Source organism: Mesorhizobium sp. M0317, from assembly GCF_040321555.1.
Classification (GTDB): domain Bacteria; phylum Pseudomonadota; class Alphaproteobacteria; order Rhizobiales; family Rhizobiaceae; genus Mesorhizobium.
Genome location: NZ_JAMYRV010000023.1, coordinates 71,506 through 97,843, shown reverse-complemented (window position 1 = coordinate 97,843; position 26,338 = coordinate 71,506). Strand labels below are relative to the sequence as shown.

Below are 26,338 nucleotides of genomic sequence, written 5' to 3'. Positions count from 1 at the left end.
ACCCCCCCGCCCCCCCGCGTCCCCCCCCCGGTCGTTATACGGGGGCCCCCGCCCCCCCCCCCCCCCCCGCCCCCCCCGCCGCCCCCCCGGGCGTCAGCCAGGGGAGGAAACTCAGTTCGTCGGACCCTTGTCGCCGGGCTTGCCGGGAAGCTGGTCGGGAAAGAGTTCGTATTTCTGCTGCTTGTCGGCGGCGACGAAGACGCGTTCGCGCACGATCGAATCCTCGGCCCAGTTGAACATGAAGATCGGCGTTCCCTGCGGGATGTTGGAGAAGCGCTTGTTGATGATCAGGGCGCCGGGATATTCGGTCAGTCCGATATTGTAGACATGCTCCGTCGAGATCTTCTGGAACGTCTTCATCAGGCTGGCGCGCTCGTCATTGTCTGACGAGGAGACGAACTTGTTGACGATGTCGACAAGCTCCTTTTCGAACGGCATCAGGTCGACCACGCCGCTTTCGGGCGCGCGGTGATCCCAGCTGGTCTTGGGTCCGACGGGCGCGAGTTGCACGGTATTCTGCACGACGGAAGTCAGCTCCTGCTCGTTGCGCCTGATCAGCCAGTCGAAGCGGCCGGAATATTGCGAGGCATCACGCTGGGTGCCGTTGAGGCCGTTGAGCACGACCCTGATGCCAAGCTTTTCCATCTGGCCGACGACGCCTTCGGCGAGGCTCTTGTCAGTGCCGTAGTCATTGTTGACCAGCATCACGATCTCGACATTCTTGCCGCCGGCGGTCCCGGCCGGGAAGTTCACGAAGCCGTCGCCATCCGTATCCTTGAGACCAGCCTTGGCCAGTTCCGCCTTGGCGCCCTCGATGTCGAAGGGATAGTAGACGGTCGAGTTGCGGTCATAGAAGCTGGTGCCCGAGGAAAAGCCACCGGGGTAGATGGCGGTGAACGGCCCCTTGACCAGCGAGTCGCCGAGCGCCTTGCGGTCGAGCGCCATGGTGATGCCCTTGCGGAAGTCCTCATTGCGATTGAGCTCGCGGATCGCCTGGCCGCGTTCGTCGGGATTGCCCCAGCCATTGGCGGAAAAGTTCATGCGCAGATTGTAGCCGATCAGGCGCGGGCCAAAGGCGAGCCGGGCCGGCGCGTCCTTGTCCGCCGCTCGCTTCAGCGAAGCGACGAAATTCTCCGGCTGCTCGAGGTTGGAGAAGTCGGCGGCCCCTGCCACCGCCTGCACGTCGCGGTCGGCCCAGGTCGACAGCTTGTAGTGCAGTTCGTTGAGATAGGGCAGCTGGTTGCCCTTCTCGTCGACCTTCCAGTAGTAGGGATTGCGGCGCAAGACGATGATGTCGTCGGGCCTATACTCCACCGGCACCCAGGCACCCATCACCGGAATGTTCATATATTCCGGCGGGAACGCGTTCTTGAACTGCTCGTAGGTATTCTTCGAGTACTTCGGATGCTGCGGCTTCAGGATATGCGCCGGGCCGGGGCAGAAGGTGCCGTAGGCCATGGCGTAGAGATACTGTTTGGGGAAAGCGTCCTTGAAGGTCCACTCGACGGTGTAGTCGTCGACCTTCTTCAGCGTCGTGCCGACACCGAAGGTTTCCGCTGTGGCGCCGTTCAACGGCGAGACATTGGGGTCGACGACCTCATCGTCCCAGTAGAACATGACATCGTCGGCATTGAAGGCAACGCCGTCAGACCATTTGGCGCCTTCGACCAGGTGCATGGTCAGCGTGTGGCCATCCTTCGACCAGTCCCAGCTCCTGGCGAGGTTGGGCAGCGGCTCGGTGTCCTTGGCCTCGACCTGGAACAAAGGCGCGGTGCGCGTCAGGCATTCCGAAAGGCCGATGTCGATGCCGCCCCATCCTTGGGTCTGGCCGGCGCCATAATTCCAGCCTTCCGGCCGGCCGCCAATGACGTGGCGCATGGTGTCGCCATAAACGCCGATGCCGTCCGGCATGTTGCCGGTCTTGAACACCAGCGGCTCCTTCGGCAGGCGATCCTTGACCGGCGGCAGCTTGCCAGTCTTGACGTATTTCTCGGTGACCCACTCGGGCTCGTGATATTCGGGCAGCGCCTTGAACTCCAGGATGGAATCGCGGGCGACGTATTTGATCTTGCCCTCGGCGGGAAACGCCGCCGGCGCCGGCGGCGTGGTCGGCTCGGACGCGTATGCACTGCCAAGCGCCAATGCCGAGACGCTCAGCGCCAGCCCGGCGAGAATGCCAATTCTTCGCCCGGCGAGAATGCCAATTCTTCGACCGGCGAGAATGCCAATTCCACGAAAGTTCCTCATTGTGTTCCTCCCAGATGTTTCGACGTCTGCTGCTGCCGCATCTATTCATGACGGCTGATTGGCGAACCGGCCTCCCGCTGTCCGCCTGCCAGCATTCTCAGCCGGCCTGTTTCAGGGCCGTTTTTTCGGCGCGCAGTTCCTCGATCGAGCGCACTTTGCGCCGCGCCGCACCCGCCCAGTCGCGGGTTTTCACCATCGATTTCGAAAGCCGCTCCTTGGCGGCCGGCACGGCATCGGCGTATTGCGGCAGCCAACGCGCCTGGGCGACGACCATCTCGTCGACCATCTGCCAGACCTCTTCCGGCGTCGACACCGCACCCACCAGCGGATCGTGCAGCACCGCGAGCTTGAGCAGGTCAATGTCGCCCGTAACAGCCGCATGCACCGACATGCGCTGAACGTTGATCGAAGCCATGCAGGTGGCCGCGCAGGCTTCCGGCAGCGTGATGCCTGACGCCATGTTGATGCCGAAGCGATCGACGAAACCGGGCGATTCGATGATCGCGTCCTGCGGCAGATTGGTGATGATGCCGGCGTTCTTGACGTTGAAGTGGCCGCGATAGACGCGGTTCGTCTCCAGCGCTTCGAGAATATGGCTGGCATGCTCGTTCGAGCGCTTCGATACGTCGAGCGGCTTCGACGCCGCTTCGAGGAATTGCGGATATTCCGTCTCGAACCAGTTGCGGGTTTCCGTGGAGTAGCGAAGATAGCCGCCGGTCTCGCCATGGATCCAATCGGACATGTCGATCCAGCGGGTGATTTCGTCCGGCCGCTTGCGATACCAGGGCAGATATTCGGAGAGATGACCGTTGCTTTCGGTGGAGTAGACGCCGAAGCGCTTCAGCACGTCGATGCGCAGCTTTTCCTGCTGCGAATAGACCGGATGCGCCTCGAAGGCAGCCACCAGTTCGTCCTTGCCGATCTTGCGGCCGTTGAGCCGCAAATCGATGAACCAGGTCTGGTGGTTGATACCGGAGCAGACATAATCGAGTTCGCTGTGCGACTTGGCGCCGAGCACTTCGGCGATCTGTTCGGCGCCGTGCTGGACACCGTGGCAGAGGCCGACCGTATCGACCTTGCCATATTCGATCGCCGCCCAGGTGTTCATCGCCATCGGGTTGGCATAGTTGAGGAATTTGGCGCCTGGCTCGGCGACCTCCAATATATCCTTGCAGAAGTCGAGGATGACCGGGATGTTGCGCTGGCCGTAGAGGATGCCCCCGGCGCAAATCGTGTCACCGACGCACTGGTCGATGCCGTATTTCAAGGGAATGCGGATATCGTCGGCATAGGCTTCGAGCCCGCCCACCCGGACGCAGCTGATGACGTAGCGCGCGCCTTCCAGCGCCTTGCGGCGGTCGGTCGTCGCCGTCACCCTGGTCGGCAGCTTGTTGGCCTCGACGATGCGGTCGAGGATCGCCTTGATCATTTGCAGATTGTGTTCGCTGAGATCGGTCAGCGCGAATTCGATGTCGCTGAATTCCGGGACGCACAAAATATCCGTGAACAGCTTCTTGGTGAAGCCGACGCTGCCGGCGCCGATAATAGCGATTTTGAAACTCATCACCTCACCTCGATGCATTCGAAATGCCGGGTAAGGAGCAACAGGAAAGGGAATGGCGGCTCGCCTCGGCGCGCATGCCATTCGAGCCGGAATTCCGGCTCGTTCTCCTCCCCGCCCGCTCCTCGACCGCGGGTCTTTCGCGTTCTCAGGATTTGGATTATGCCGTTATTCCAGGGCGCGGCCAGAGAACGATTATGCTTTCGAGGGTAATTTTGTGCTGCATGATCTGATCGCCAACGGACAGTTGATGCGCACCATCTCGCTGCCGCGCGGCCGCCAGCGCCTGCATGCCATGCCAACCAGCACCGGCTATGAAGTACGCGAGGGCGTGACCTATGACTGGGATGGGCGCAAGCGCGGCCAGACACCGTTCACCGTGCTGCAGCACACGATCAGCGGCACCGGCCAGCTGCGCTACGAGAACCGCAACTACCGCCTGCAGGCCAACGACACGCTGCTGGTGCTGGTGCCACACAACCATCGCTACTGGCTGGAGAAGGGCGACCGCTGGGAATATTTCTGGATCTCGATGAATGGCGAGGAGGCGCTGCGCGTCCACAAATCCATACTCAGCGTCTCCGGCCCGGTGTTTCGGCTGCAGCCGGAGACGATCGATCATCTCGCCGATTGCAGCCTGCGCCTGATCAAGGGTGGCGCTTCGCCTGGCGCTGCTTCGGCAATCGCCTATGAGGCGGCGATGGCGCTTTACGACGATGTCTTCGGCTCGCACGCCTTCACTGAGAAACAGAGCGTCATGCAGCCGGTCATCGATCATATCAACGCCAATCTCGACAAGCCCTTGCCCGTGGCCGAGCTCGTCCAGATCAGCGGCCTCAGCCGCGCCCATTTCTCGCGCTGCTTCGCCGAGAGCGAAGGCGTCCCGCCGGCCGAGTTCGTGCTGCAGCAGCGGCTGCAGCGGGCGGCGAAGCTGCTAACCAAAGCCGATTTCCTGCCAGTCAAGGAGGTCGCCATCCTGTGCGGCTTCGAGGACGCCAACTATTTCTCGAAAGTCTTCCGCCGGCTCTACGGCATCAACCCGACGCAGTTCCGCACCACCGGCATGTATGCCAGCCTGGGCAGCCTTCGATAGGATTACCCGATGCGGTTGCCGCTTGCGGGATCGAACAGATGCAGGGCCGCCGGATCGGCAGACAGTCTTACCGTGTCGCCCGGCCGGATAGTGCTGCGTCCCATGACGAAGACACAAACCAGCTGATTGGCGAGCCGGACATAGAACTGCGTCGACAGGCCGAGCGGCTCGACCACCTCGACCTCTGCCATGAGCCCTCCGTCGTCGGCGAGCTGGATGTGCTCCGGCCGTAACCCGACGGTGAGCTTGTCACCATCCGTGAGCGGCAATCCATCCGGCAATCTCAGCTTCTGGCTGTCGGCCAGCACCGCATCCACCTTGCCGCCCTTGGCGACTGTCGCCGGAAAGAAATTCATGCCGGGCGAGCCGATGAAGCCGGCCACGAAAGTATTGAGCGGCCGATCGTAGAGTTCCAGGGGATGCCCGACCTGCTGCACATAGCCGTCATGCATGACGACGATGCGGTCGGCCATAGTCATGGCTTCGATCTGGTCGTGGGTGACATAGACCGATGTGGTCTTGAGCTGCTGGTGCAGGGCCTTGATCTCGGCGCGCATATGCACGCGCAATTTGGCGTCGAGATTGCTGAGCGGTTCGTCGAACAGGAACACTTTGGGGTCGCGCACGATGGCGCGGCCCATGGCCACGCGCTGGCGTTGGCCGCCGGACAGTTGCCTGGGCAGACGTCCGAGGAAACTGTCGAGGCCGAGGCGCTTGGCCGCCGCCCCTACCCTGCCGTCGATCGTCGTCTTCTCCGCCTTCTTCAAAAGCAGGCTGAAGCCCATATTCGACGACACGTCCATGTGCGGATAGAGCGCGTAGGACTGGAACACCATGGCAATATCGCGGTCCTTCGGCGCGACATCGTTGACCAGCCGATCGCCGATATGGATCTCGCCGCCCGACACCTCCTCCAGCCCGGCAATCATGCGCAAAAGGGTCGACTTGCCACAGCCGGACGGGCCGACCAGCACGACGAACTCGCCATCGGCGATCTCGAGGTCGACGCCGTGCAGGATGCGCAGCGAACCGTAGTCCTTCTCGACGTTTTGCAGCGTGACGGAAGCCATCGATTATCCTTTGACCGCGCCGGCGGTGAGGCCGGTGACGAGATAGCGTTGCAGGAAGGCGAAGAAGATACAGACCGGGATCAGCGCCAGGATCGACGCCGCCATCATCTGCCCCCAGTCGACGGCGAACTTGCCGATATAGGTGAGCAGGCCGACGGCAAACGTCTTCTGGTCGTCGCTGGAAATGAGCATCAGCGCGAACAGCAATTCGCTCCAGGCGGCGGTGAAGACGAAGCCAAGCGTGGCGCCCATGCCGGGCAAGGTCAGCGGCACGATCACCTTGCGCATCGCCTGCGCCCGCGTGCAGCCGTCGATCATCGCCGCTTCCTCCAGATCCTTCGGAATGCCGTCGAAGAAGGACTGCATCAGGAAGGTGGCGAAGGCGGTGTTGAAGGCCGTGTAGATGATGATCAGACCGACCAGGCTGTTGGTCAGGCCAAGCTCGCCCATGACGCGGTAGATCGGCGGAATGACCATCACCAGCGGAAAGGTTTGCGTGAGCAAAAGCATGATCGCCAGGGTCGCCTTGCCGCGAAAGGTGAAGCGCGACATGGCGTAGCCGGCGAGGGTGGCGATGACCGTGACGAGCGCCGCGGTCGACACCGAGACGATGACGCTGTTGAGGAAATAGCGGGGGAAGTCAGAGGCTTCCAGGACAGTGATGAAGTTGCGGAAGGTCGTCTGCGACGGCCACAGCGTGATGCCCTCGGAATAGAGCAGCCGCTCCGGCGTCACCGAAATCTTCAGCGTCCAGAAGATCGGGAACAGGGCGAAGATCATATAGGCGGCAATCGCCGCGTAGAGGCCGACGCCGCTGAAGATGCGCGAGGAGGTAGAGCGTCCGGCAATCATCAGACGTGCCTCACCAGCAACCGGCGGATGGCGATCAGCGCGATCGCATAGGCGATGAGCAGTACCAGTAGCAGCACCGCCACCGCGGAGGCATAGCCCTTGTCCAGCGACTTGAAGGCGCTGACATAGATGTAGACCGGCACCGTGCTGGTCGAGCCGGCCGGCCCGCCCTCGGTCATGACGAAGATCAGATCGGCGAAGGTCGCGATCCAGATCGTACGCAGCATGACGGTGATGACGATGGTCGGCGCTAGGAACGGCAGCGTCACCTTGGTGAAGCGCTGCCAAGGCGAAGCGCCGTCGATTGCGGCCGCCTCATGCAGTTCCGACGGGATCGACTTCAGCGCCGCCAGCAGCGTGATGGCGAAGAACGGAATGCCGAACCAGATGTTGGCGATGATCGGCCCCCACATGGCGGTCGCCGGATCGGACAGCACATTGGTCGGCTCGGCCTTCAGCCCGAGCGTGAAGAGCCAATGCGGCAGTGGTCCGATGATCGGATTGAACAGCCACGCCCAGGTCAGGCCCGACAGGAAAGATGGCACCGCCCAGGGCAGGAACACCACCGCCTGCACGAACTTGCGCCCGACAAACGGTTTGTCGAGCAGCAACGCCAGACCCAGGCCGAGGAAGAACTGGAAGAACAGGCTGGCGACGGTCCACCACAGCGTGTTGACCAGCGCCTGCCCCAGCACCTGGTCGGTCAGCATCGCCTGATACTGGCCTAGACCGACATATTCGGATTTGAAGGCGGAGAACTTCCGGAACGAATAGCTGATGCCGATGATCAGCGGCACCAGCAGCACCACGACCAGCAGAACGATCGCCGGGCTGAGATAAAGCCAGGGCTCGATTGCTGCATGCGTCAGCCGCTTCTTTCGCGGCCGGCCGGCGGATCGTATTTCGGACACGGCATAAGTCATTAGCGCTCAACAATCATGGGTGGGTGCCGACAGCGGCAACAGCACCCTTCTCCCCGTTCACGGGGAGAAGATGCCGGCAGGCAGATGAGGGGCGGCGCCAGCCTTGGGGTGCTCGCGCTGCCCCTCATCCGGGCCTGTCTGTGCATGTCGTTGTCCCAAAACCGCTACGCACTTTTGGGCGACATGCATTCGGGCCACCTTCTCACCGTAAACGGGGAGAAGGTGGAAGAACTACTTCTTGTTCTTGGCCAGCCAGTCCTGCTGTTCCTTGGTCAGGAACGCGGCCCATTGATCGGCAACGTCCTTGGCCGACTTCTGGCCGAGCAGCACTTCCTGGAAATTCTTGATCGCCACCTGGTCGACGAAATTGCCGAGGTTCTCCAGATGTGTCGGCGGCGTCACCATTTCATATTTGGAAGTGTCGCTGAGTTCGGTGAACCAGCCTTTGAACTGCTCGGTCTTGAAGTGGGCATCCTGGTCGGCGCCATTGTGGATCGGCACGACGCCGACTTCCTTGGCCCATTCGAGATTGTCCTTGGGCGACAACAGCGTCGCCATCAGCTTCCAGGCATCGTCCTTGTGCTGCGAATTGGCGAACATCGCCCAGCCGGCATAGCCCAGCGTCGGATAGGATTTGCCGCTTGGCCCCACAGGCAGCGGCGCCACGGCAAAATCGTCGGCACTCATCTTGTCGGCAATGCCGATCAGCGCATCCGGATCCTGGTTGAGCATGGCGCAGGTGCCGGAATAGAAGCCGGTGACGGTCTCGTTAAAGCCCCAACTCACCGCATCCTTGGGCGCCAGCCCGTCCTTGTACATGTCGGCCAGCATCTGCAGGCCCTTGACCGAGCCCTCCTCGTTGATGGTCGAGGTGCCGTCCTCGTTGAAGTAGCCGCCCTTGCCAGCGGCGATGTTCATGAACATGTGCATGCCGTTGAAGGCGCCCGGCCCACCGCGCAAGCAATAGCCGTACTTGCCTGGAATGGCGGAGATCTTCTTGGAGTCGGCGATGAAGTCGTCGAGTGTCGCCGGCGGGCCGTCGAGACCGGCCTCCTTGAACAGCTTCTTGTTCCAGAACAGCGCATTCACATAGTAGCCGTACGGGATCATGAACTGGGTGTTGTTGACGGTCGAGCCGAACTGCTTGGCGCGGTCGCCGAGCGTTTTGGCATCATCCCATTTGGCCATGTAGGGACCGAGATCCTCGAGCTGGCCGTTGGTGGCGTAGAGGCCCATCCAGCGCTCCGGCATCTCGACGATGTCGGGCGTATCGCCGGCCTGCACCATGGTGAGGAATTTCTCGAAGGCCTGACCCCAGGGCAGCGAGACCACCTCGACCTTGACGCCGGCATTGGCGGCCTCGAACTCGGCGATCTGCTTCTTCAGGAATTCGGTGCGCTGCGGGCTGGTGATGACCTCGACCAGCTTGAGGGTGGTGTCGGCCAATGCGCCGCTGGCGGACATCGCCAGGCCGGCAGCGGTGGCAAGCATGATGCTCAGTCTTTTCATGTTCAGAACTCCCATTTTGAACCCAGTCATTTTTTTGCTTTGTCGAAGGCCTGGCCGATGTCGGCCCAGAGGTCTTCGACGCTTTCCAATCCGACATTGAAGCGGATGGTTCGGGGGCTGACGCCGAAGCGCGCCATCGAATTGAGACCCGGCGTCTGCTCGAGCGAGGCCTTTGCCGGCACGACCAGGCTTTCATGACCACCCCAGCTGACGCCGATGCGGAAAAATTTCAGCGCATCGACGAAAGCGGGAATGTCGACATCCTCCGTCACCTCGAAGGAGAACAGCCCGGCATAGCCGGCAAGCGTCTTCTTGCCGGGATGGTTGGAATAGGCGGGATGATTGACCCGCTCGACCTTGTCATGCGCCTTCAGCCGCTCGGCGATGGTGAGCCCGCTCTTCATGTGATGCGGCAGCCTCAGCGGCAGCGTGCGCAGGCCGCGCAGCAAAAGCCAGCCCTCGAAGGGCGACAGCTTTGCGCCGAGCTGCGAATAGGTCTGGTCGTTAATATGCTTGATGTGAGCGGCCGAGCCGGCCACCACGCCGGCGACGGTGTCGCTGTGACCGCCGAGATATTTCGAGGCGGAATGCAGCACCAGATCGACGCCGTGCAGGATCGGCTTCTGGAACACCGGCGTCGCCCAGGAATTGTCGATGGTGGTGACGATGCCCTGCTCTTTCGCCAGCCGCGTCAGATGTTCGAGATCCTGCAGCTCGAACGTCATCGAGGTCGGGCTTTCCAGGTAGAGCAGTTTGGCGCCGGGAAGAGCCGCGGCCACCGCATCCGGATCGGAGCCGTCGACATAGTCGACCTTGATGTGCAGGCGCGGGAACAACCGCTCGAACAGTCGGTAGGCGTCACCATAGCAGTTGCGCACCGCAACGATGCGCTCGCCGGCGCCGACAAAGGCAAGCAATGTCGCGCTGATCGCCGCCATGCCGCTGGAGAATCCGCGCGCGGCTTCCGCACCTTCGAGCGCTGCGACGCGTGACTCGAATTCCATCACCGTCGGGTTGTCGCCGCGCGAATAGATCGGCTGCTTCCTGCGCCCGGCAAAGGTGTCGGCCATGTCGGCATAGCTGGCGAAGGTGAACAGCGAGGTCTGGTAGATCGGCGGCACCACCGCATTGCCAGGGAACGGGTCGTCATGCGCCAGAAGCGTCGCCGCCTCGGCGAGATAGTCGCTGCCGGAAATGCCTGGGTCGAAGCTGTGCTCGTTCATGTGCGGACCGAAAGTTTGAGGTTGGCGGCGCCGCGCTTCAAATCGTCCTCGACCGTGGCGATCAGTTTCAGCGCTTCGGCCCGGGCGCCTTCCGGATCGTGCGCGGCGATGCAGTCGAACATGGTGCGGTGGTAGGGAAAGCTTGCGTGGCCGAAATCGCGCACGCCGAGCGGATGTTCCCAGAAGCGGTGGAACAGTTCGTGCATGGCGGCGATAATCTGCTCGAACAGCGGATTGCCGCAGGCGCGGTAGATCGCCTGATGGAATTCCCAGTCCTCTTCCGACGACATGCCGGCGCGGCTGAGAAACTCTTCCTCCATGATGTCGAGCTTGCGCTCGATCTCGGCGAGGTCGTCCCTGTCGGCACGAATGGCGCAAAGGGCGGCGGCTTCCGCTTCCAGCGCGCGGCGGATTTCCAGCGTGCGCATCAGGCCGGTGAAATCATTGCCGCCGGCAAGCGTCAGCGGCATGTGCAGCATGTCGAGCGAGACGGCGGCCTTGAGATAGGTGCCCGAGCCCTGCCGGCGCTCGACCAGGCCAAGCCCTTCCCAGCGCGTCAGCGCCTCGCGCACCGTATTGCGGCTGACCTTCAGACGCTCAGCGAGGATGCGTTCGGTCGGCAGCCTCTCACCGGGTTCCAGCTTCTCGCGCATGACGAAGCCGGCCAACGCCTTCAGCACCGCGTCGTCGCGGGCCGTCGTCTGGATCGGCGGAAGGCTGAATTGGGTCACCGGGGCTATTACCGAAGTGGTTCAATGGTCCAACCAATTTCTGCACAGACGAAGGGACCTGTCAACAGTGGAAACGCAGCAAGGCCGAAGGGCCAGGGGATGCACCTTCGGCCTTGCTGCTTCAGCCGTGGATGCGCGCCGGCGCAGCGGCGGCGCGAGCCTCGCGCCAGCGAGCGAAGATTGCCTCGCGAACCCGCCTCGAACCAGAGAGGCGCTTTTTTGCCTGCGCCAGCACCGCAGGCGACGCCTCGGCGGGCGTGCCGGACCGAAAGGGAGGAGCCGGGGCGTATTCGAGCGAGAGCTGCACGATCTCGGCCTCCTCCTGTCCAAGCAGCCTCGCAACCAGCGCCAGGCCGAAATCGATCCCGGAAGTGACACCGCCGGCGGTGATGAGCTTGCCGTCTTCGACGATACGCTCGTCGACCGGGATCGCTCCGAACTCCTCAAGGAAATCATGCGCATACCAGTGCGTGGTCGCGCGCTTGCCCCTCAGCAGTCCGGCCGCCCCAAGCACCAGGGCACCGCTGCAAACGGAGGTGATGTAGCGCACCTGCCCCGCGCGCTCCCACACGAAATCGAGGACTGTCTGGTCCTCCAGCAGCGCGTTGACCCCGCCCCCGCCAGGAATGCACAGCACGTCGAGGGGCCGGCAATCGTCAAAGGTCGCGGTTGGCGTCAGCGAGAGGCGCGTCGATGACGTCACCGGGTTGCGATCCTTCCAGATCAGTTCCACCTCGGCATCCTTGGCCGATGCCAGGACTTCGTATGGGCCGGTGAGGTCGAGTTGTTGGACGTCGGGGAATACGAGGATGCCGAAACGAAGGGGCATGGAAATCTCCGTGGGTTGACTTCCGGCAATCTACGGCATCATGGTTTGGCACGATTGCCATTCATCCCTCGCTTCGGGCCAAACCAATGCGCCGTATCGAAGTACTTGCCTATCCCGACATCCAGCTCCTCGACGTCAGCGGACCGCTGCAGGTCTTTGCCAGCGCCAATGATTTCAAAAGGCAGGCCGGCGAACCGGCTCCTTACGAGGTCGTGGTCGTCGCCGCCTCACCGCGCATCCGGACATCGGCCGGTCTCGTGCTGGAGGCAGCAGTGCTGCCGACCCACGGAGGTAAGATCGACACGCTGCTTGTCCCCGGAGGATGGGGCGTCAACGCGGCCTGCGACGATCCCGTGCTGGTCCAGTGGATCGCCGGTCGCTCGCGCGATGCCACCCGAACCGCTTCCGTCTGCAGCGGCGCCATGCTGCTGGCGACGGCTGGCCTGCTCGACGGCCGCCGCGCGGTGACCCATTGGGGACGCTGCGCGGAGTTCGCCCGGCGCTTTCCCGCGGTCCGGCTCGAACCCGATCCGATCTTCATCCGCGACGGCAATGTCTGGACATCCGCCGGCGTAACGGCGGGGATCGATCTCGCCCTCTCCCTCGTCGAGGCCGACCTTGGCCGGCACACGGCGCTCGGCGTGGCGCGCGAGTTGGTGGTCTTCCTGAAACGTCCCGGTGGCCAGGCGCAGTTCAGCCAGACCCTCAAGCTGCAGCAAGGCGACGGGCGCTTCGACCGGCTGCATGGCTGGATCCTCGAAAATCTGGCCGGCGACCTGTCGCTCACGCAGTTGGCCGACCACGCCAATATGAGCCCGCGCAGCTTCTCGCGGCGCTATCGCGAGGCCACGGGCCGGACACCCGCCCGCGCGATCGAGGAGATCCGGATCGAGGCGGCGCGACGGATGCTGGAGCGGGGCCAGCCCGTCAACCAGACGGCCCGCCGCTGCGGTTTCGGCTCGGAAGAAACCATGCGGCGCGGTTTTTTGCGCGTGCTGGGCACCAATCCGCGCGCCTATCGCGAGCGTTTCTGATCGCGACGGCTCGCGCCATTAAGCCGGCGGTCGACGCCGTAGAAATAGAGCCTCTCTAGCATTCAGGCGGGATGCTGTAGCTGGCTGAGCCCGCCATCGACAACGAGGGTCGCGGCGTTCATGAACGGGCATTCCTCAGAAATCATGAACACAGCGGCCAGCGCGATCTCGCGCGCCGAGGCAATGCGGCCGCCTGGATGCAGCGCCAGCGTCCTGGCGCGCGCGGCCGCCGGGTCGGCAAAGCTGTTCCAATAGTCGGTCGCCTTCTGCGTCTCGACATAGCCGGGCGCCAGGGCGTTCACGCGCACGCCCTGCCCGGCATATTCCAGCGCCAGCGATTTGGTCAGCCCAAGCAGCGCGTGCTTGGCCACGGGATAGGGGAAGGTATGAGGGATGATGGTGAAGCTGTGCGTCGAGGCGATGTTGAGGATCGCGCCACCGCCATTTGCGATCATTGCCGGCAGCACCGCCTTGGCGCAGTTCCAGGCGCCCTTGACGTTGACGTCGAAATTGCGGTTCCACTCCTCCTCGGTCGCCTCGAGCGGCGTCGAGAACACATTCATGCCGGCATTGTTGATCAGCGCGTTGATCGGCCCGATCGCGTCGGTCGCTTGACCGACGGCTGCGGCAATCGCGGCACCGTCGCTGATGTCGGCTGAGACATGCCCGACATGGCCCTGCGGCGCTGCTAGGCCGGCGACCGCTTTGTCCAGCAGCGCGCCGTCGCGATCGACCAGGAACAGCCTTGCCCCTTCGGCGAGGCAAGCTTCAGCGATGGCAAGCCCAATGCCTTGCGCGGCGCCGGTGAGGAAGATGCGTTTGCCGGACAGGCGCTCAGCCATAGCTGTCACTCCACTGGAAGATGGTCAGCGCCGGCCCAGTGCCGACGAACGCAGATTGTCGAGCAAAACGGCAAGCAGCAGGATCACGCCGCGCACAATGTATTGGTAGAACGCCGGGATGTTGAGCAGGTTCATGGCGTTTTCGGCGATGCCCATGATCAGCACGCCGACGATGACGCCCGACATGGTGGCGCGGCCGCCGGCAAGCGAGACGCCGCCGAGCACGCAGGCCGAGATGACCGAGAGTTCAAGCCCGACCGCCGCATTGGGCTGGCCCGACGTGATGCGCGAGGCCAAAAGGATGCCGGCGATGCCACAGACCACGCCCTGCAGAGCAAAGATCCAGATGCGCGTCCAGTCGACATTGACGCCGGCCAGGCGCGAAGCCTCCGGGTTACCGCCGATGGCCAGCGTGTTCTTGCCGAACACGGTACGATTGAGGACAAAACCGAAGATGCAGAACAGCACGGCCAGGACCCAGACCGGCGTCGGAATGCCGAACAGCTTCGACAGCGCCAGTTGGTAGAAATCCGGGCTGTTGATGCCGACGGCGCGGCCGTCGGATGCGATCAGCGCAAGGCCGCGCACGATCTGCATGGTGGCAAGCGTCGTGATCAGTGCGTTGATGCGGAATTTGGCGATGACGACGCCATTGATGAAGCCGACGAAGGCGCCGCAGGCGATTGCCGCGAGAAGCCCGAGCAGGATCGAACCGGTATAGTTCGACGCCATTACCGCGACCATGCCGGCAAAGGCGACGATGGAGCCGACCGAGAGGTCGAAGTCACGCTCGGCAAGGCAGAACATCATCGTGCAGGCGACAATGCCGACGGTGACCACCGACTGCAGCAGGCCGAGCATGTTGCGGTCGGTGAGGAAGTTCGGCACCAGCAGCGACACCAGCACGAAGGCGACGATGAAGATGACGACGAGGCCCTGTTCGCCGAGCAGGATCTTCTTCAACTGATCGGTCATGGTAAAGATCCTCAGGATGCGATCGCGTCGGGGGTTTTCTGATCGGGAAGAGCAGCGGCCAGGATCGCTTTTTCGGCGAACTGGTCGCGGGCGAGTTCGGCACTGATGCGCCCGCCGCACATCACCAGGATGCGGTCGCAAATGCCCATCACTTCCGGCAGTTCGGACGAGACGACGACGATCGCCATGCCGTCTTCGGCAAGCTGGTAGAGCAGTTCGTAGATTTCCGCTTTGGCGCCGACGTCGATACCGCGTGTCGGCTCGTCGACGATAAGCACGCGCACGCCCTGCTCCGACAGCCAGCGGCCGAGAATGACCTTCTGCTGGTTGCCGCCGGAGAGGTTGATGATGTCCTGCTTGCGCGACGGCGTGCGCACCTTGAGCTTCTTGATGAAGGTCTCGGCGGTGGCGATCTCGCTGGCGCGGTTCAGGATTCCGAAGCGCGTGTGATGACGCCGCGACGAGATGTTGATGTTCTCCTCGATCGAGCGGCCCTGGATGATGCCGTCATGCTTGCGGTCTTCCGAGCACAAAACGATGCCGGCGCGGATCGCGTCATGCGGATCGGTGGCATGAACGACCTTGCCATCAACGGTAATGGTGCCGCCTGAGCGCGGGTCGGCGCCGAAGACCAGCCGCATCAGTTCGGAGCGGCCCGCGCCGATCAGACCGAAGAAGCCGACGATCTCGCCCGCCCTCGCCTCGAAGCTGGCGGGCGTCGTCAGTTTTACTCCGCAAACAGCGTCGACCTTCAGCCGGACATCGCCAGCCGGGCGTGGGCGAAACCCCCAGATGTCGGAGATTTCGCGGCCAACCATTTCGGCGACGACCTGATCGCGCGTGACGTCTTTCAGTGACGCATGGTGCGCCGCGAGCTTGCCGTCGCGCAGCACGGTCAGGCTGTCGCAGAGGCGGAACACTTCGTCCAGCCGGTGCGAGACATAGATGATGACCTTGCCCTCGCCGCGCAGGCGGTCGATCAGGGCAAACAGAATTTCGCTTTCGCGCGACGACAATGACGAGGTCGGCTCATCCAGAGCGATGACGCGCGCGTCGAGCATGATCGCCTTGGCGATCTCGACCATCTGCCGTTCGCCGATCGACAGCGTCTTGACCTTGCGGCTGATATCGATGTCGATGCCCGCCGATTTCAGCTTGGCGCCGACGTCTTCCAGCATTCTGGCGCGGGCGATGATGCCGGCGTTGGTGGGGAAGCGGCCAAGGCTGAGGTTTTCGGCAACAGTGAGCTCAGGAACCAGCTGTAGCTCCTGGTGGATGACGATGACGCCATTGTCGAAGGCATCTCGCGTCGTTGCATAGGCTTGCATCTTGCCGTCGATGAGGATCTCGCCGTCATCGGCATGCTGGTCGCCCGACAGGATCTTGATCAGCGTGGATTTGCCGGCGCCGTTCTCGCCCATCAAGCCATGCACGGCGCCCTTGTCGACGCTGAACGAGACGCCGGACAGCGCCTTGACGCCCGGATAGGTCTTGGTGATTTCCGAGAAGTCGAGAAAGGACATGGGGCGCCTATCCTTTTGCCATGCCAAACAGGCGGCGACTGTGAGCCGCCGCCTGTTTGTACAGGGAGGATTATTCGATGCCGAGACCCTTGCGGACCGTCTGGTAGTCGTCGCGCTTGGCCAGCGCACCGGCGGTCAGGATGAGCTTCTCGGGTTCCTTGTTGTTGGCGACCCAGTCATACATGTTGAGCGCAGTCTCGTAGCCGTGACGCTTCGGCGAGATGATCACCGTGCCGACGAAGCCGGTGGCGGTCGGCTTCTTGAACTCGTTGATCGCCGAATCCGCGCCGCCAATGCCGACGCCGATCACGTTTTCGGCCGGGATGCCGACGCTTTCGGAAGCGCGCACGGCGCCGAGAACGGCTTCGTCGTTGAGGCCGAAGGAGACCCACTTCTTGATGTCGGCATGGGCGTTGAGTACCACCGTCGCCGCATTGAGCGCAGCCTCGGTATCGGTCTTGGCCTGCGGCGCGTCAAAGATGTTTTCGGCCTTGAAGCCGTTGGCCTTGAGCACCGAAATGGCGCCTTCGACCCGGTCGACGGCGGTCGGCAACTGATCATAGGAGACGCGGATGGCGCCAACCTCGTCGGCCTTCCAGCCGCGCGCCTTCATTTCGTCGACGATCGCCTGGCCGACGGCCTCGCCGATCTTGGTCGCCGAAATGCCCATATGCGGCACATCTTCCAGCGCCTTCCCGTCTGCGCCGACCAGACGGTCATCAACCGTCATCAGCTTGAGATTGTTGGCGGCGGCCTTGGCGACGATGCCGGGGCCGAGCTTCACATCAGGCGTGCAGACGATGAAGCCTTGCGCGCCCTGCGCGCCGAGATTGTCGATCGCCGACATCAGCTTCTCACCGTCCTCGGCGCCGATCTTGACCAGGGTAAAACCCTTCTCCTTGGCGGCCTGGTCGGCGAACTTCCATTCGTCCTGGAACCACGGCTCCTCGGGCTGTTTGACGATAAAACCTATCTTGGTGTCCTGAGCATATGCAGCGATGGTCGTGACGGACAGCACGGCAAGGGCGCCCGCGACGAGCGCGGTCTTCAGAAGTCGCATGATTACCTCCCAGCGATGGCCGGGCGCTCAGCCCGGATGCAGAGTCTCTAATTCTTTTTATCATACTCGTCAATTGATCTGGTATGATAATTGAGCTACATGCTCTGACCAGGGATCGCTGGCGCAAATCATCCGCATCCGGTAAGGCCGGGGACGCGAGATCAGTGGTTTCGCCGCCTTGGAGGAGGGCTGAGGTGACCGACACTTCGAAGAAGGCATCAGGCGACACCCGCCGCCCGCGCGTCATGCCCGATGTGACCAAGGCGCTTGCCTCAGACATCTTTTCCGGACGCTATCCCGCCGGCTCGTCCCTGCCGACCGAAAACGAACTCGGCGTCGAATATGGCGTCAGCCGCACCGTCATCCGCGAGGCCTTGAAGGTGCTGGCCGCCAAGGGGCTGGTGCTGTCGCGGCCCCGCATCGGCACGGTTGTATGTGAACAGGACAACTGGAACATCATCGACCCGCAGGTGCTGGCCTGGCACGCGCCGCATGCACTGGACGACAAATTGTTCGACGCCATCCTCGAGACGCGCCGCGCCATCGAGCCGCTGGTAGCTGAACTGGCGGCGACTCGTGCGACGCTGCAGGAGATCGCCGATCTCGAAGCCGCCTGGCGCGGCATGGCCAATGCCGGCGAGGATCTCGCCGCCTTCTCGCGCTCGGACATCACTTTCCACCAGATCGTCTATGCCGCGAGCCACAACCCGATCTTCCGCCAGATTGGCAATCTTATCGACACCGGGCTGAAATTCTCGCTCGAAGCAACGGCGACCATTTCGCTCGCCCGGCGCATGGAAGCGGTGGCGGCGCACCGTGAGGTGGTCGAGGCGCTGCGCATGCGCGATGCCGCGGCGGCGCGTGCGGCGGCAGGCCGGATCCTCGACCTTGCGGCGCGCGACCTGGTCAGCGCCAAGAAACTCAAGAACAACTGAGACCAGCATGAAAATCATCTCGCTCACCACCTACATCGTCCCGCCGCGCTGGCTGTTCCTGAAGATCGAGACTGATGCCGGCGTTACCGGCTGGGGCGAGCCTGTGGTCGAAGGCCGTGCGCTGACGGTCGAGGCAGCGGTCAAGGAACTTGGCGATTATCTGATCGGCAAGGACCCGCGCCTGATCGAGGACCATTGGACGGTGATGCATCGCGGCGGCTTCTACCGCGGCGGGCCGATCCTGATGAGCGCCATTGCCGGCATCGACCAGGCGCTGTGGGACATCAAGGGCAAGGCGCTCGGCGTGCCTGTGCACGAACTGCTCGGCGGCAAGCTGCGCGACAGCATCAAGGTCTATTCCTGGATCGGCGGCGACCGGCCGGCGGAAGTGGCTGATGGCGCCAGGGAAGTGGTGGCGCGCGGTTTTCAGGCGCTGAAGATGAATGGCACCGAGGAACTGCAGATCGTCGACAGCCATGACAGAATAGATGCGGCTGTCGAACGAGTCGCCATGGTGCGCGAGGCCGTTGGGTCCAACATTGGCATCGCCGTCGATTTCCACGGCCGCGTCCACCGGCCGATGGCGCGCATGCTGGTCAAGGAGTTGGAACCCTACCGGCTGATGTTCATCGAGGAGCCGGTGCTGAGCGAAAATCGCGAGGCGCTGAAGGAGATCGCCGCCCTCGGCTCGACGCCGATCGCACTCGGCGAGAGGCTCTACAGCCGCTGGGATTTCAAATCGGTGTTCGAACAAGGCGCCGTCGACATCATCCAACCAGACCTGTCGCATGCCGGCGGCATCACCGAATGCCGCAAGATCGCGGCGATGGCCGAGGCCTATGACATTGCGGTGGCGCCCCACTGCCCGCTCGGCCCGATCGCGCTCGCCGCCTGCCTGCAGCTCGATGCCGTCAGCTACAACTGCTTCATCCAGGAACAGAGCCTCGGCATCCACTACAACGCCGCAAACGATTTGCTCGACTATGCCGCCAACAAGGACGTCTTCCGCTACGAGGATGGCTATGTCGCAATCCCCGATGGTCCCGGCCTCGGCGTCGAAATCGACGAGGACTACGTCAAGGAACGCGCCAAGGAAGGCCACCGCTGGCGCAACCCGGTCTGGCGTCACAAGGACGGCTCCTTCGCCGAGTGGTAGCTCGGCCGACCTTGCGGCCAGGCCTTCAGGACCTCGAGCTCAATTTCGCGGTGGCGCCAGCGTAACGCAGGCCTCTGATGGGCCGCAGCGCCGAGCACCAGCGCATGGGAACCGTCGGCGCCGGCAAGCCGCAACTCGCTGACCGCCTGGGTTGCCGCAAGCGATCGAAAGCAGTCGCTATCCATGGAACATGGCGGATGTCCTGTTCTCATCGACCTTTTCTTGGCCCGCCAGCCGCGTCACCTGCCCGCGGCGTGCCGGCCTGCGTTCCTGCCGGAGAAGATGCAGCTGCCGAGAAATGTCCCTTCCAGCGCATTGTAGCCGTGATAGCCGCCGCCACCGCCGCCGGCCACCTCGCCTGCCGCATAGAGCCCGGCAATGGGTTCGCCATTGCCGTCGAGAACCTGCGAATTGAGATTGGTGTGCAGGCCGCCAAGCGTTTTGCGCGTCAGGATGTTGAGGCGCACCGCGATCAGCGGCCCGTGCCTGGGATCGAGTATCTTGTGCGGCTTGGTCACCCGGAAGATCTTGTCGCCAATGTAGTTGCGGGCGCCGCGGACGGCTGTGACCTGCGCATCCTTGGTATAGGCATGGTCGACCTCGCGATCGCGCGCCACGATCTGCGCCTTGAGCCGGTCGTAGTCGAGCAGATTGTCGCCTGACAGCGCGTTCATGCCGGCGACCAAGTCGGCCAGGTTGTCGCGGACGACGAAGTCCTCGCCCTTTTCCAGGAACGCTGCCACCGATGGTGGCGCCTTGCCGCCGCGCCGGTTCTTCAGCACGGCCCGCCAATCCTTGGCCGTAAAGTCTAGGTTTTGCTCCGAACCCGACAGCACGAACTCCTTCGAAGCGATCGTCTTGCTCAGCACGAACCAGGAATAATCGTGTCCCGTCGACAGGATACGCTTCAAGGTGCCGAGCGAATCGAAGCTCGGGAAGAACGGCGCCTCCATGCGTTGTCCCAGAGCATCGAACCATAGCGGCGACGGCGCCGACAGGATGCGGATGCCGTGGTTCGGCCAGATCGGATTCCAGTTCTTGATCCCCTCGACATAGTGCCACATGCGGTCGGCGTTGATGACGGCCCCGCCGGCGTCCTGGGTGATCGCCACCATGCGGCCGTCGACATGGTGCGGCACGCCGGCAACCATACGCTTCGGCGCTGGCCCCAGCCGCCCGACCGGCCAAACCTTGCGAACCAACTCATGATTGCCGCCGATGCCGCCCGAGGTGACGATCACGACACCGGCCGAAAGGTCGAAATCGCCGACGGCCGTGCGGCTCGACTGCTTGCCGCGCTCGACATCGGATGCCTCCAGGATTTCGCCCGCGACGCCGGTGACCGCGCCGTTGGTCTTGATCAGCCGGCTGACCTGATGACGGAATTTCAAAGTGATCAGCCCTTTGGCGACGTGCTCGCGCACGCGCCTTTCGAACGGCGCGACCACGCCCGGCCCAGTGCCCCATGTCAGGTGGAAGCGCGGCACTGAATTGCCGTGGCCATTGGCCAGCGCGCCGCCGCGCTCGGCCCAGCCGACCACCGGCCACCAGCGCATGCCCATGGCGTAGAGCCACGGCCGCATCTCGCCGGCGGCGAAATCGACATAGGCTTCCGCCACTTTCCTTGGCCAATGGTCCTCGGGCCGGTCGAACTGGGCAGAACCCAGCCAATCCTGCCAGGCGAGGTCGCGGCTGTCCTTGATGCGCAGGCGGCGCTGCTCGGGCGTGTTGACCAAAAACAGGCCGCCGAGCGACCAGAATGCCTGGCCGCCGAGAAAACCGCCACCCTCTTGCTCGACGATGATCACGCGCTTTCCGGCATCGCCGAGTTCCGCGGCTGCGGCCAGGCCGGCCAGCCCGCCGCCGACGATGATTGCATCCGTGTCAGCCATTGTCGTAACTCCTGTCCCGGCTTGTTGTTTTTGACATCGGATGCTCGTTGCTAGCCGCGCAGCGCGTTCCAGATGATGCGCGGCAGCTTCAGGAAGCTCGGCCGGTAGTTGAACTCGGTGATCAGGCGGCCGACCATGTGTGCCCTTTTGTGGGTCAGGAACCAGGCCGGCTTCGGCATGATGCGGAACGGCGCTTCGAGCACGCTGCGCTCCGGTCTGTCGAACAAATAGGTGTTGTGGACGACGCCGATGCCGCTCTGCACATCGTCGAGCGTGTGGCCAGGGAAAGCACCCCAGGTCGGGCGCAGCAGCGCGAACAGAACGCCGCTCCAGGAATTGATGCCGATGCCGCCATAGCGCAGTTCGGCAATGATTTCCTCGAAGCGCTGCCGGCCGATCTCGGCGATCGTCCTGGGATGGATGAGGATGTTGGCGGCAAGCGTGCCGTGCAGCTTTTCATTGGCGTAGGCGACAGCGGCGCGCAGATAGGATTCCGCATTGCCCGCCGGCAGCCGCATGACGCTGAGCGCCGGCGCGAACACCTCGGCATTTTCGAGATAGGCGTCCGTGCCCGGCCGGAACGGCACCACAACGCAGGCGGGCCCGCCAGGCCGCTCGAATTTTTGTGCCGTGTCGGCGTGCGCCTCGAAGGCGGCGAGGCGCTCGGTCGCGCCGGGATAATAGGCCGGGCGCGACGGGGCTTTCTGCATCACCTTTTCGAGTGCTGCCAAAAGCGCATCGGATTTGCCCCAGCCTTCGGGCAACACGAGCATTTGGCAGGCGATGCAGTTGAAACCGGAATTGTTGAGCTTTTGGGTAGCGATCAGTTCGGCGTGGTAGGTGATATCGGCATCCGACCACGGACCGGGCACCACGATGGTGGGTGCCACGCCGCCAAGCTCCGAGGTGATACGCCGGCTGTTGCGCGGCGTGCCCGCCGCCTTGTTCTTGCGGCCCTCCTCGCCAGGCCCCCAGACGATCGCGTCATGCGAGGCGGCGGCACCGGTGATGTGGATGTCGTCGACGAGATCGTGGTTGCACAGATACGCGCCGACATCGGCGCCACCGCGCACGATGCGCAGCGCTCCGAATTCGATCAGCGGCCGCAGCGCCGGCCGCAGGAAATCGATCAGATAGTCGTTGACCGGGTTCATCTTGAGCAGAACCACCTGGTGCTCGACCAAAAGCTTGTGCAGGCAGTCGAGCGGCGCGATCGACGCGACATTGCCGGCGCCGAGCACGAGGCCGATCTTGCCCTTGCGGCTGGTGCGCGGCGCGTCATAGGCCGATGCGGTGTTTGCGGCGAGGTTCGCCTTGGTCACGCCGGGCTGCATCCAGATCTCGGCCTTCAGCCCGGTGAACAACACCTTGTCCCAGAGCGAATTCGGAACCACCGTTACCGCCACCTGTCCGCTAGGCAAGGTGCGGACCGGCAGTCTGTCGAGAAACTTCTTGCCCTCCATCAGGCTGAGCGTGTGGATGAACTGGTTGCAGCCATCCATCAGCGCCGCCGGGCCAGCCAGCCATTCTTCGCCTTCCAGCGGCGAGCCGGTCGGGATGCCCTTCTTGCGCGTCGCGGTTTTGACCCACGCCTCGGCGACCTCGCGGATGTGATCCTTGACCTGCCGCAGCAAGGCGATCCGCTCGCCATTCGAGGTCTGCGCCCAGTCGTCCTTCCTGGCGTCGAGATCGGTGAGGGCGAGGTCGAGTTCGGCTGCCCATTCAGGCTGCACGGGCTGAGTTTTGACTGCCTTGGCGACCATCCTATCCTCCTCCACTTCGGTCTCTTTGTTTGACGCAACTCCGGACGGAACCGCTTCACACTTTTCCTGGAATTGCTCTACGAAAACGGCAGTGCGGCCCATTGCTCGACGAATTTCCCGCCGGAATAGACCTGGATCGAACCGAACTGCTGTAGCACGAATTCGCTCTGGGTCGGACGCAGGAAGGCGTAGTCGTCAGGCCCGACATTGACGTTGTCGGGCAGCGCCATGAATTGCTGATTGGTCGAAAAGCCGAACGTCTTGTCGGTCTTCATCCCCACGGGATGGACGGGCTTCGCCATCCATTTTCCGCCATAGAGAAAACAGCCGCGCCGCGGCAACAGCCCGAGCTTCTGCAGCAGCCAGGAGCGCTGGTCGAGGCCCGGCACCTGGACATCGACCACCTTCAGGATCGGCGTCGCGATGAATGCGGCAGGCCGCAATTGGCTGAGGCTCGGCACATCGAAATCGGTCGGCAGCATAAAAGCCGATCCGATGGACAATTCATTGGCGCCGACCCAGCTGTCATAGAGCAATGCGGTGCTGCTGCCGCCAAGATTGAGGATCTTGCGCTGGTCGGCGGCAAGGCAAGCGACATACTGGCGAAACAGGCTGATCGCCTTGACGCGCGCCTTGGCCGGTCCTCCCAGCAGTTTGGGGATATGGCCGATATGCGCCTCGTAGGCCATGACGCCTTCGCATTTCAGCCGCGGGTAATTCGCCAACGCGGAAACTGCCCGGGCCAGTGAGTCGGGATCGCTGATACCGCCGCGATGAAGGCCGACATCGACCTCGAAGCAGACGCGCAGCTCGCGGTCGAGCTCGGCGGCAAGCGAGCCATAGGTGGCCAGCCGCTCCTCGGTATCGATCAGCCAGACGATGCGCGACGTAGCTTCGCCGAGCCCGGCGAGAACGCCCTTCGTCAGCGCGTGCCTGGCGCCGGCAACCGGCATCGGCTTGCCCAACAGGAGATCGACTTGGGGAAACACTTTCAGCATCTCGGCGCTGATCGGCAGATGAAAGGTCATCAGCCTGTCGGTCGCAAACGCCGCGCGGATATGGTCGATCAGCGGCAGGCATGGCAGCGACTTGTCGACGAGGCGCAGATCGAGGCCCGTGGCGAACTTCGCCTTGATCGCAGCGATGTTGTGATCGAGCCGGTCGAGATCGAGCACCAGGCAAGGCTGAAAGATCCCGGCTGCCCTGAGCGCGCCCGACATTTCCGCGAAATAGGTGTCGGTCAAGCTCATGCCGCGACGCCGAGCAGCCTGGCAATATAGGGCGACACGAAGCGGTTGTCCGGGTCCATCTCGCGGCGGACCGCCATCGCATCGTTCCAGCGCGGATAGAGCGCGCTCAATTCCCTTGATGTCAGGCTGTGCATCTTGCCCCAATGCGGGCGGCCGCCGCGCTTCCTGAAGATCGGCTCGGCGGCGTTGAAGAACGCCATCGGATCGCGCTCGACGCCGTGATGGATGGCGATGGAACAGGTTGGGCGCTTGTAGAAGGGGCTGAGCCAGACATTGTCGGGCGCGACGACGCGCACCTCCATCGGAAAATAGACCTCTGGAAACCGCGTCTCGAGCAGCGCAATGATTTCGCTGAGTGCGGGCGCCCCTTCCTCGAACGGCAGGTGGTATTCCATCTCGTTGAACTTGACGTTGCGCTCGGAGGTGAAGACCTTCAGCCACTCCTCGACATAATCCTCGGCCGGCACCTTGGCGAAGGCCGAGCCGATGAGACGGCGGCGCAGCCAAGGGAGCCAGCTGAGATAGTCGCGCAGTTTTCTCAGCGTCGTCACCGCATCGTCGTCTTCCGTCGGCGGACGCACCGTCGCCGGCGCCTCGGTGATGTCGCTGGCAATCAGCAGCGCCTGGCCGGAAAACGGCACATAGTAGAACTCGGCCGAACGATGCGCCGTCATGGTGCTTTCGAATTGCGCAAGCACATCGGCAATCGGCGCCGTCCAGCGGCGGTGCCGCATCCGGTAACTCGCCACGTTGCGGATCGTCACTTCGGTGACGGCGCCGAAAGCGCCGAGCGAAGCGCCCATGGCTTCGATCATGTCGGGGCTCTTGGCACGGTCGAACTCTTTCACGGCGCCACGCCCGTCGACGATCTGCATCGCCTCGAGCTGGGTATGGTAAGCGCCGAGCGTGATGCCCGAGCCGTGGGTGGCGGTGCCCAGCGCCCCGCCGAACGCCTGCTTGTCGATGTCGCCCATGTTCGGCAGCGCCTGGCCGACGCCGTGCAACAGCTTTGCCAGCGCGCCGATCTTGGTGCCGGCGCCGACCCGTGCTGTCAGCCTTTCGGGATCGTGCGACCTCAGGCCCTCGAAGCGATCAAGCGACAGGATCGTCCCGTCATTCTTAACCAGAGGCGTGAAGGAATGGCCCGTGCCAGCGAATCGAACTGGTCCCGGCGCGTTGCGAATGGCACCACTCAGCTCATCGAGACTCTGCGGTTCGGCAAAAGCCTGCGGCGTGGCCGTGACATAGCCCGACCAATTGCTCCACTGGCTGATAGCCTCTCCCAAAATTGCCTCCCTGGGACGCCGGCTTTGCCGGTCTTTCTCCTAGCGCTGAATAATATGATACATACTCAGCTTTTCGGATATGATACATTGTCAGCTTTCTGTCAACCTGGCAATCGGAGGTGTCTTGTGTGGTCCCGTGTTCAAGTGCATGGCCTTTCGCCATGATTGGGCGCATTCCGATAGTGAGATTATCTCTAGGCAATTAAAAGGACAAACAAGGACACAAATATAATTAAAACAATCTGCTTAAATCTCATCACAAGAGCTTTGCGCTCATCCCGTTTTATTCTGATTTTTGTTTCATGTTCGTCATACTTTATATATCCATAAAACATGCAGCATGCTAACAAAACCAAAAAAATACCTCTCCTATCATGGCTTTCTCGGAAGTCACTGCTGCCAAACGCAACCACCCATCCGCCAATTCCGTAAATAACCAATGTTGAAGTGAATAAAACGAAAAGCATCGAGAAAACGTATAGTTTCTTTAACGCATTCCGACGACCGTCGTGCCCATCCATCACTACAGTTCCCTTGCTTGCACGAACGTAAATCAATACTGCATTATCCTGATTCATACTTGA

At 62.8% G+C, this 26,338-nt stretch carries 22 protein-coding genes; 4 read left to right on the top strand and 18 right to left on the bottom strand.

What is annotated here, in order from left to right; genetic code table 11:
* Positions 1-111: 111 nt before the first annotated feature.
* Positions 112-2,247 (bottom strand): ABC transporter substrate-binding protein, encoded by a 2,136-nt coding sequence (locus tag NKI88_RS17560; protein ID WP_502896814.1) that lies wholly within the window; start codon positions 2,245-2,247, stop codon positions 112-114.
* A gap of 97 nt (positions 2,248-2,344) precedes the next feature.
* The gene (locus NKI88_RS17555) at positions 2,345-3,811 is read right to left on the bottom strand and encodes an alpha-glucosidase/alpha-galactosidase (RefSeq protein ID WP_023754420.1); all 1,467 of its coding nucleotides are present in this window, start codon (positions 3,809-3,811) and stop codon (positions 2,345-2,347) included.
* Between the two features lie 247 nt (positions 3,812-4,058).
* On the opposite strand from NKI88_RS17555, the gene NKI88_RS17550 reads away from it, so the two are divergent.
* Complete coding sequence (locus NKI88_RS17550) at positions 4,059-4,901, top strand: AraC family ligand binding domain-containing protein (RefSeq protein ID WP_081725414.1); 843 nt, start codon at positions 4,059-4,061, stop codon at positions 4,899-4,901.
* 2 nt (positions 4,902-4,903) lie between these two features.
* Here NKI88_RS17550 and NKI88_RS17545 read toward each other — a convergent pair whose 3' ends face one another.
* From NKI88_RS17545 to NKI88_RS17515, 7 genes are all read right to left on the bottom strand, one after another.
* Entirely contained in the window at positions 4,904-5,971 is a 1,068-nt protein-coding gene (locus tag NKI88_RS17545) for an ABC transporter ATP-binding protein (RefSeq protein WP_023736032.1), read from the bottom strand.
* Positions 5,972-5,974: 3 nt separating this feature from the next.
* Positions 5,975-6,823 carry a carbohydrate ABC transporter permease gene (locus NKI88_RS17540; RefSeq protein ID WP_023691354.1) on the bottom strand — a complete coding sequence of 283 codons (849 nt, stop codon included), beginning with the start codon at positions 6,821-6,823 and terminating at the stop codon, positions 5,975-5,977.
* On the bottom strand, positions 6,823-7,746 hold the full coding sequence (locus NKI88_RS17535; RefSeq protein WP_023685296.1) for a carbohydrate ABC transporter permease: 924 nt from the start codon (positions 7,744-7,746) through the stop codon (positions 6,823-6,825). The genes NKI88_RS17540 and NKI88_RS17535 overlap by 1 nt, the downstream gene beginning before the upstream one ends.
* A gap of 231 nt (positions 7,747-7,977) precedes the next feature.
* Positions 7,978-9,255 carry an ABC transporter substrate-binding protein gene (locus NKI88_RS17530; protein ID WP_023685297.1) on the bottom strand — a complete coding sequence of 426 codons (1,278 nt, stop codon included), beginning with the start codon at positions 9,253-9,255 and terminating at the stop codon, positions 7,978-7,980.
* Between the two features lie 26 nt (positions 9,256-9,281).
* Positions 9,282-10,478, bottom strand: coding sequence for a PLP-dependent transferase (locus NKI88_RS17525; protein ID WP_352543015.1), 1,197 nt, complete (start codon positions 10,476-10,478; stop codon positions 9,282-9,284).
* Complete coding sequence (locus NKI88_RS17520; protein ID WP_023691356.1) at positions 10,475-11,209, bottom strand: FadR/GntR family transcriptional regulator; 735 nt, start codon at positions 11,207-11,209, stop codon at positions 10,475-10,477. Before NKI88_RS17520 ends, NKI88_RS17525 begins: the two co-directional genes overlap by 4 nt.
* A 121-nt stretch (positions 11,210-11,330) precedes the next feature.
* Positions 11,331-12,038 carry a DJ-1/PfpI family protein gene (locus tag NKI88_RS17515; RefSeq protein ID WP_023691357.1) on the bottom strand — a complete coding sequence of 236 codons (708 nt, stop codon included), beginning with the start codon at positions 12,036-12,038 and terminating at the stop codon, positions 11,331-11,333.
* Positions 12,039-12,124: 86 nt separating this feature from the next.
* Here NKI88_RS17515 and NKI88_RS17510 point away from each other — a divergent pair, with 86 nt between their 5' ends.
* Complete coding sequence (locus NKI88_RS17510) at positions 12,125-13,072, top strand: GlxA family transcriptional regulator (RefSeq protein WP_023685300.1); 948 nt, start codon at positions 12,125-12,127, stop codon at positions 13,070-13,072.
* Between the two features lie 62 nt (positions 13,073-13,134).
* On the opposite strand, the gene NKI88_RS17505 is transcribed toward NKI88_RS17510, so the two are convergent.
* The 4 genes from NKI88_RS17505 to NKI88_RS17490 form a co-directional block, all read right to left on the bottom strand.
* Positions 13,135-13,914, bottom strand: a complete 780-nt coding sequence (locus NKI88_RS17505; RefSeq protein ID WP_023668121.1) for an SDR family oxidoreductase — start codon at positions 13,912-13,914, stop codon at positions 13,135-13,137.
* A 24-nt stretch (positions 13,915-13,938) separates the two neighbouring features.
* Complete coding sequence (araH, locus tag NKI88_RS17500; RefSeq protein WP_352656330.1) at positions 13,939-14,889, bottom strand: L-arabinose ABC transporter permease AraH; 951 nt, start codon at positions 14,887-14,889, stop codon at positions 13,939-13,941.
* Positions 14,890-14,900: 11 nt separating this feature from the next.
* Complete coding sequence (gene araG, locus NKI88_RS17495; RefSeq protein WP_352656328.1) at positions 14,901-16,412, bottom strand: L-arabinose ABC transporter ATP-binding protein AraG; 1,512 nt, start codon at positions 16,410-16,412, stop codon at positions 14,901-14,903.
* Between the two features lie 70 nt (positions 16,413-16,482).
* The gene (locus NKI88_RS17490; RefSeq protein ID WP_023668118.1) at positions 16,483-17,472 is read right to left on the bottom strand and encodes an arabinose ABC transporter substrate-binding protein; all 990 of its coding nucleotides are present in this window, start codon (positions 17,470-17,472) and stop codon (positions 16,483-16,485) included.
* A 194-nt stretch (positions 17,473-17,666) separates the two neighbouring features.
* On the opposite strand from NKI88_RS17490, the gene NKI88_RS17485 reads away from it, so the two are divergent.
* Positions 17,667-18,407 carry a FadR/GntR family transcriptional regulator gene (locus tag NKI88_RS17485; RefSeq protein ID WP_023687899.1) on the top strand — a complete coding sequence of 247 codons (741 nt, stop codon included), beginning with the start codon at positions 17,667-17,669 and terminating at the stop codon, positions 18,405-18,407.
* A gap of 7 nt (positions 18,408-18,414) precedes the next feature.
* Complete coding sequence (gene dgoD, locus NKI88_RS17480; protein ID WP_023714596.1) at positions 18,415-19,563, top strand: galactonate dehydratase; 1,149 nt, start codon at positions 18,415-18,417, stop codon at positions 19,561-19,563.
* A gap of 239 nt (positions 19,564-19,802) precedes the next feature.
* Here the strand turns inward: dgoD and NKI88_RS17475 are convergent, their stop codons facing one another.
* The 5 genes from NKI88_RS17475 to NKI88_RS17455 all read right to left on the bottom strand — a co-directional run bounded on the left by NKI88_RS17475 (position 19,803) and on the right by NKI88_RS17455 (position 26,332).
* On the bottom strand, positions 19,803-21,455 hold the full coding sequence (locus NKI88_RS17475) for an FAD-binding dehydrogenase (RefSeq protein WP_023826422.1): 1,653 nt from the start codon (positions 21,453-21,455) through the stop codon (positions 19,803-19,805).
* A 50-nt stretch (positions 21,456-21,505) separates the two neighbouring features.
* Positions 21,506-23,218, bottom strand: a complete 1,713-nt coding sequence (locus NKI88_RS17470) for an aldehyde dehydrogenase family protein (RefSeq protein WP_023826421.1) — start codon at positions 23,216-23,218, stop codon at positions 21,506-21,508.
* 77 nt (positions 23,219-23,295) lie between these two features.
* The gene (locus NKI88_RS17465; protein WP_352656325.1) at positions 23,296-24,468 is read right to left on the bottom strand and encodes an alanine racemase; all 1,173 of its coding nucleotides are present in this window, start codon (positions 24,466-24,468) and stop codon (positions 23,296-23,298) included.
* On the bottom strand, positions 24,465-25,754 hold the full coding sequence (locus tag NKI88_RS17460) for a D-arabinono-1,4-lactone oxidase (protein WP_023815861.1): 1,290 nt from the start codon (positions 25,752-25,754) through the stop codon (positions 24,465-24,467). The genes NKI88_RS17465 and NKI88_RS17460 overlap by 4 nt, the downstream gene beginning before the upstream one ends.
* 194 nt (positions 25,755-25,948) lie before the next feature.
* The gene (locus NKI88_RS17455) at positions 25,949-26,332 is read right to left on the bottom strand and encodes a hypothetical protein (protein WP_352656323.1); all 384 of its coding nucleotides are present in this window, start codon (positions 26,330-26,332) and stop codon (positions 25,949-25,951) included.
* Positions 26,333-26,338: the final 6 nt, after the last annotated feature.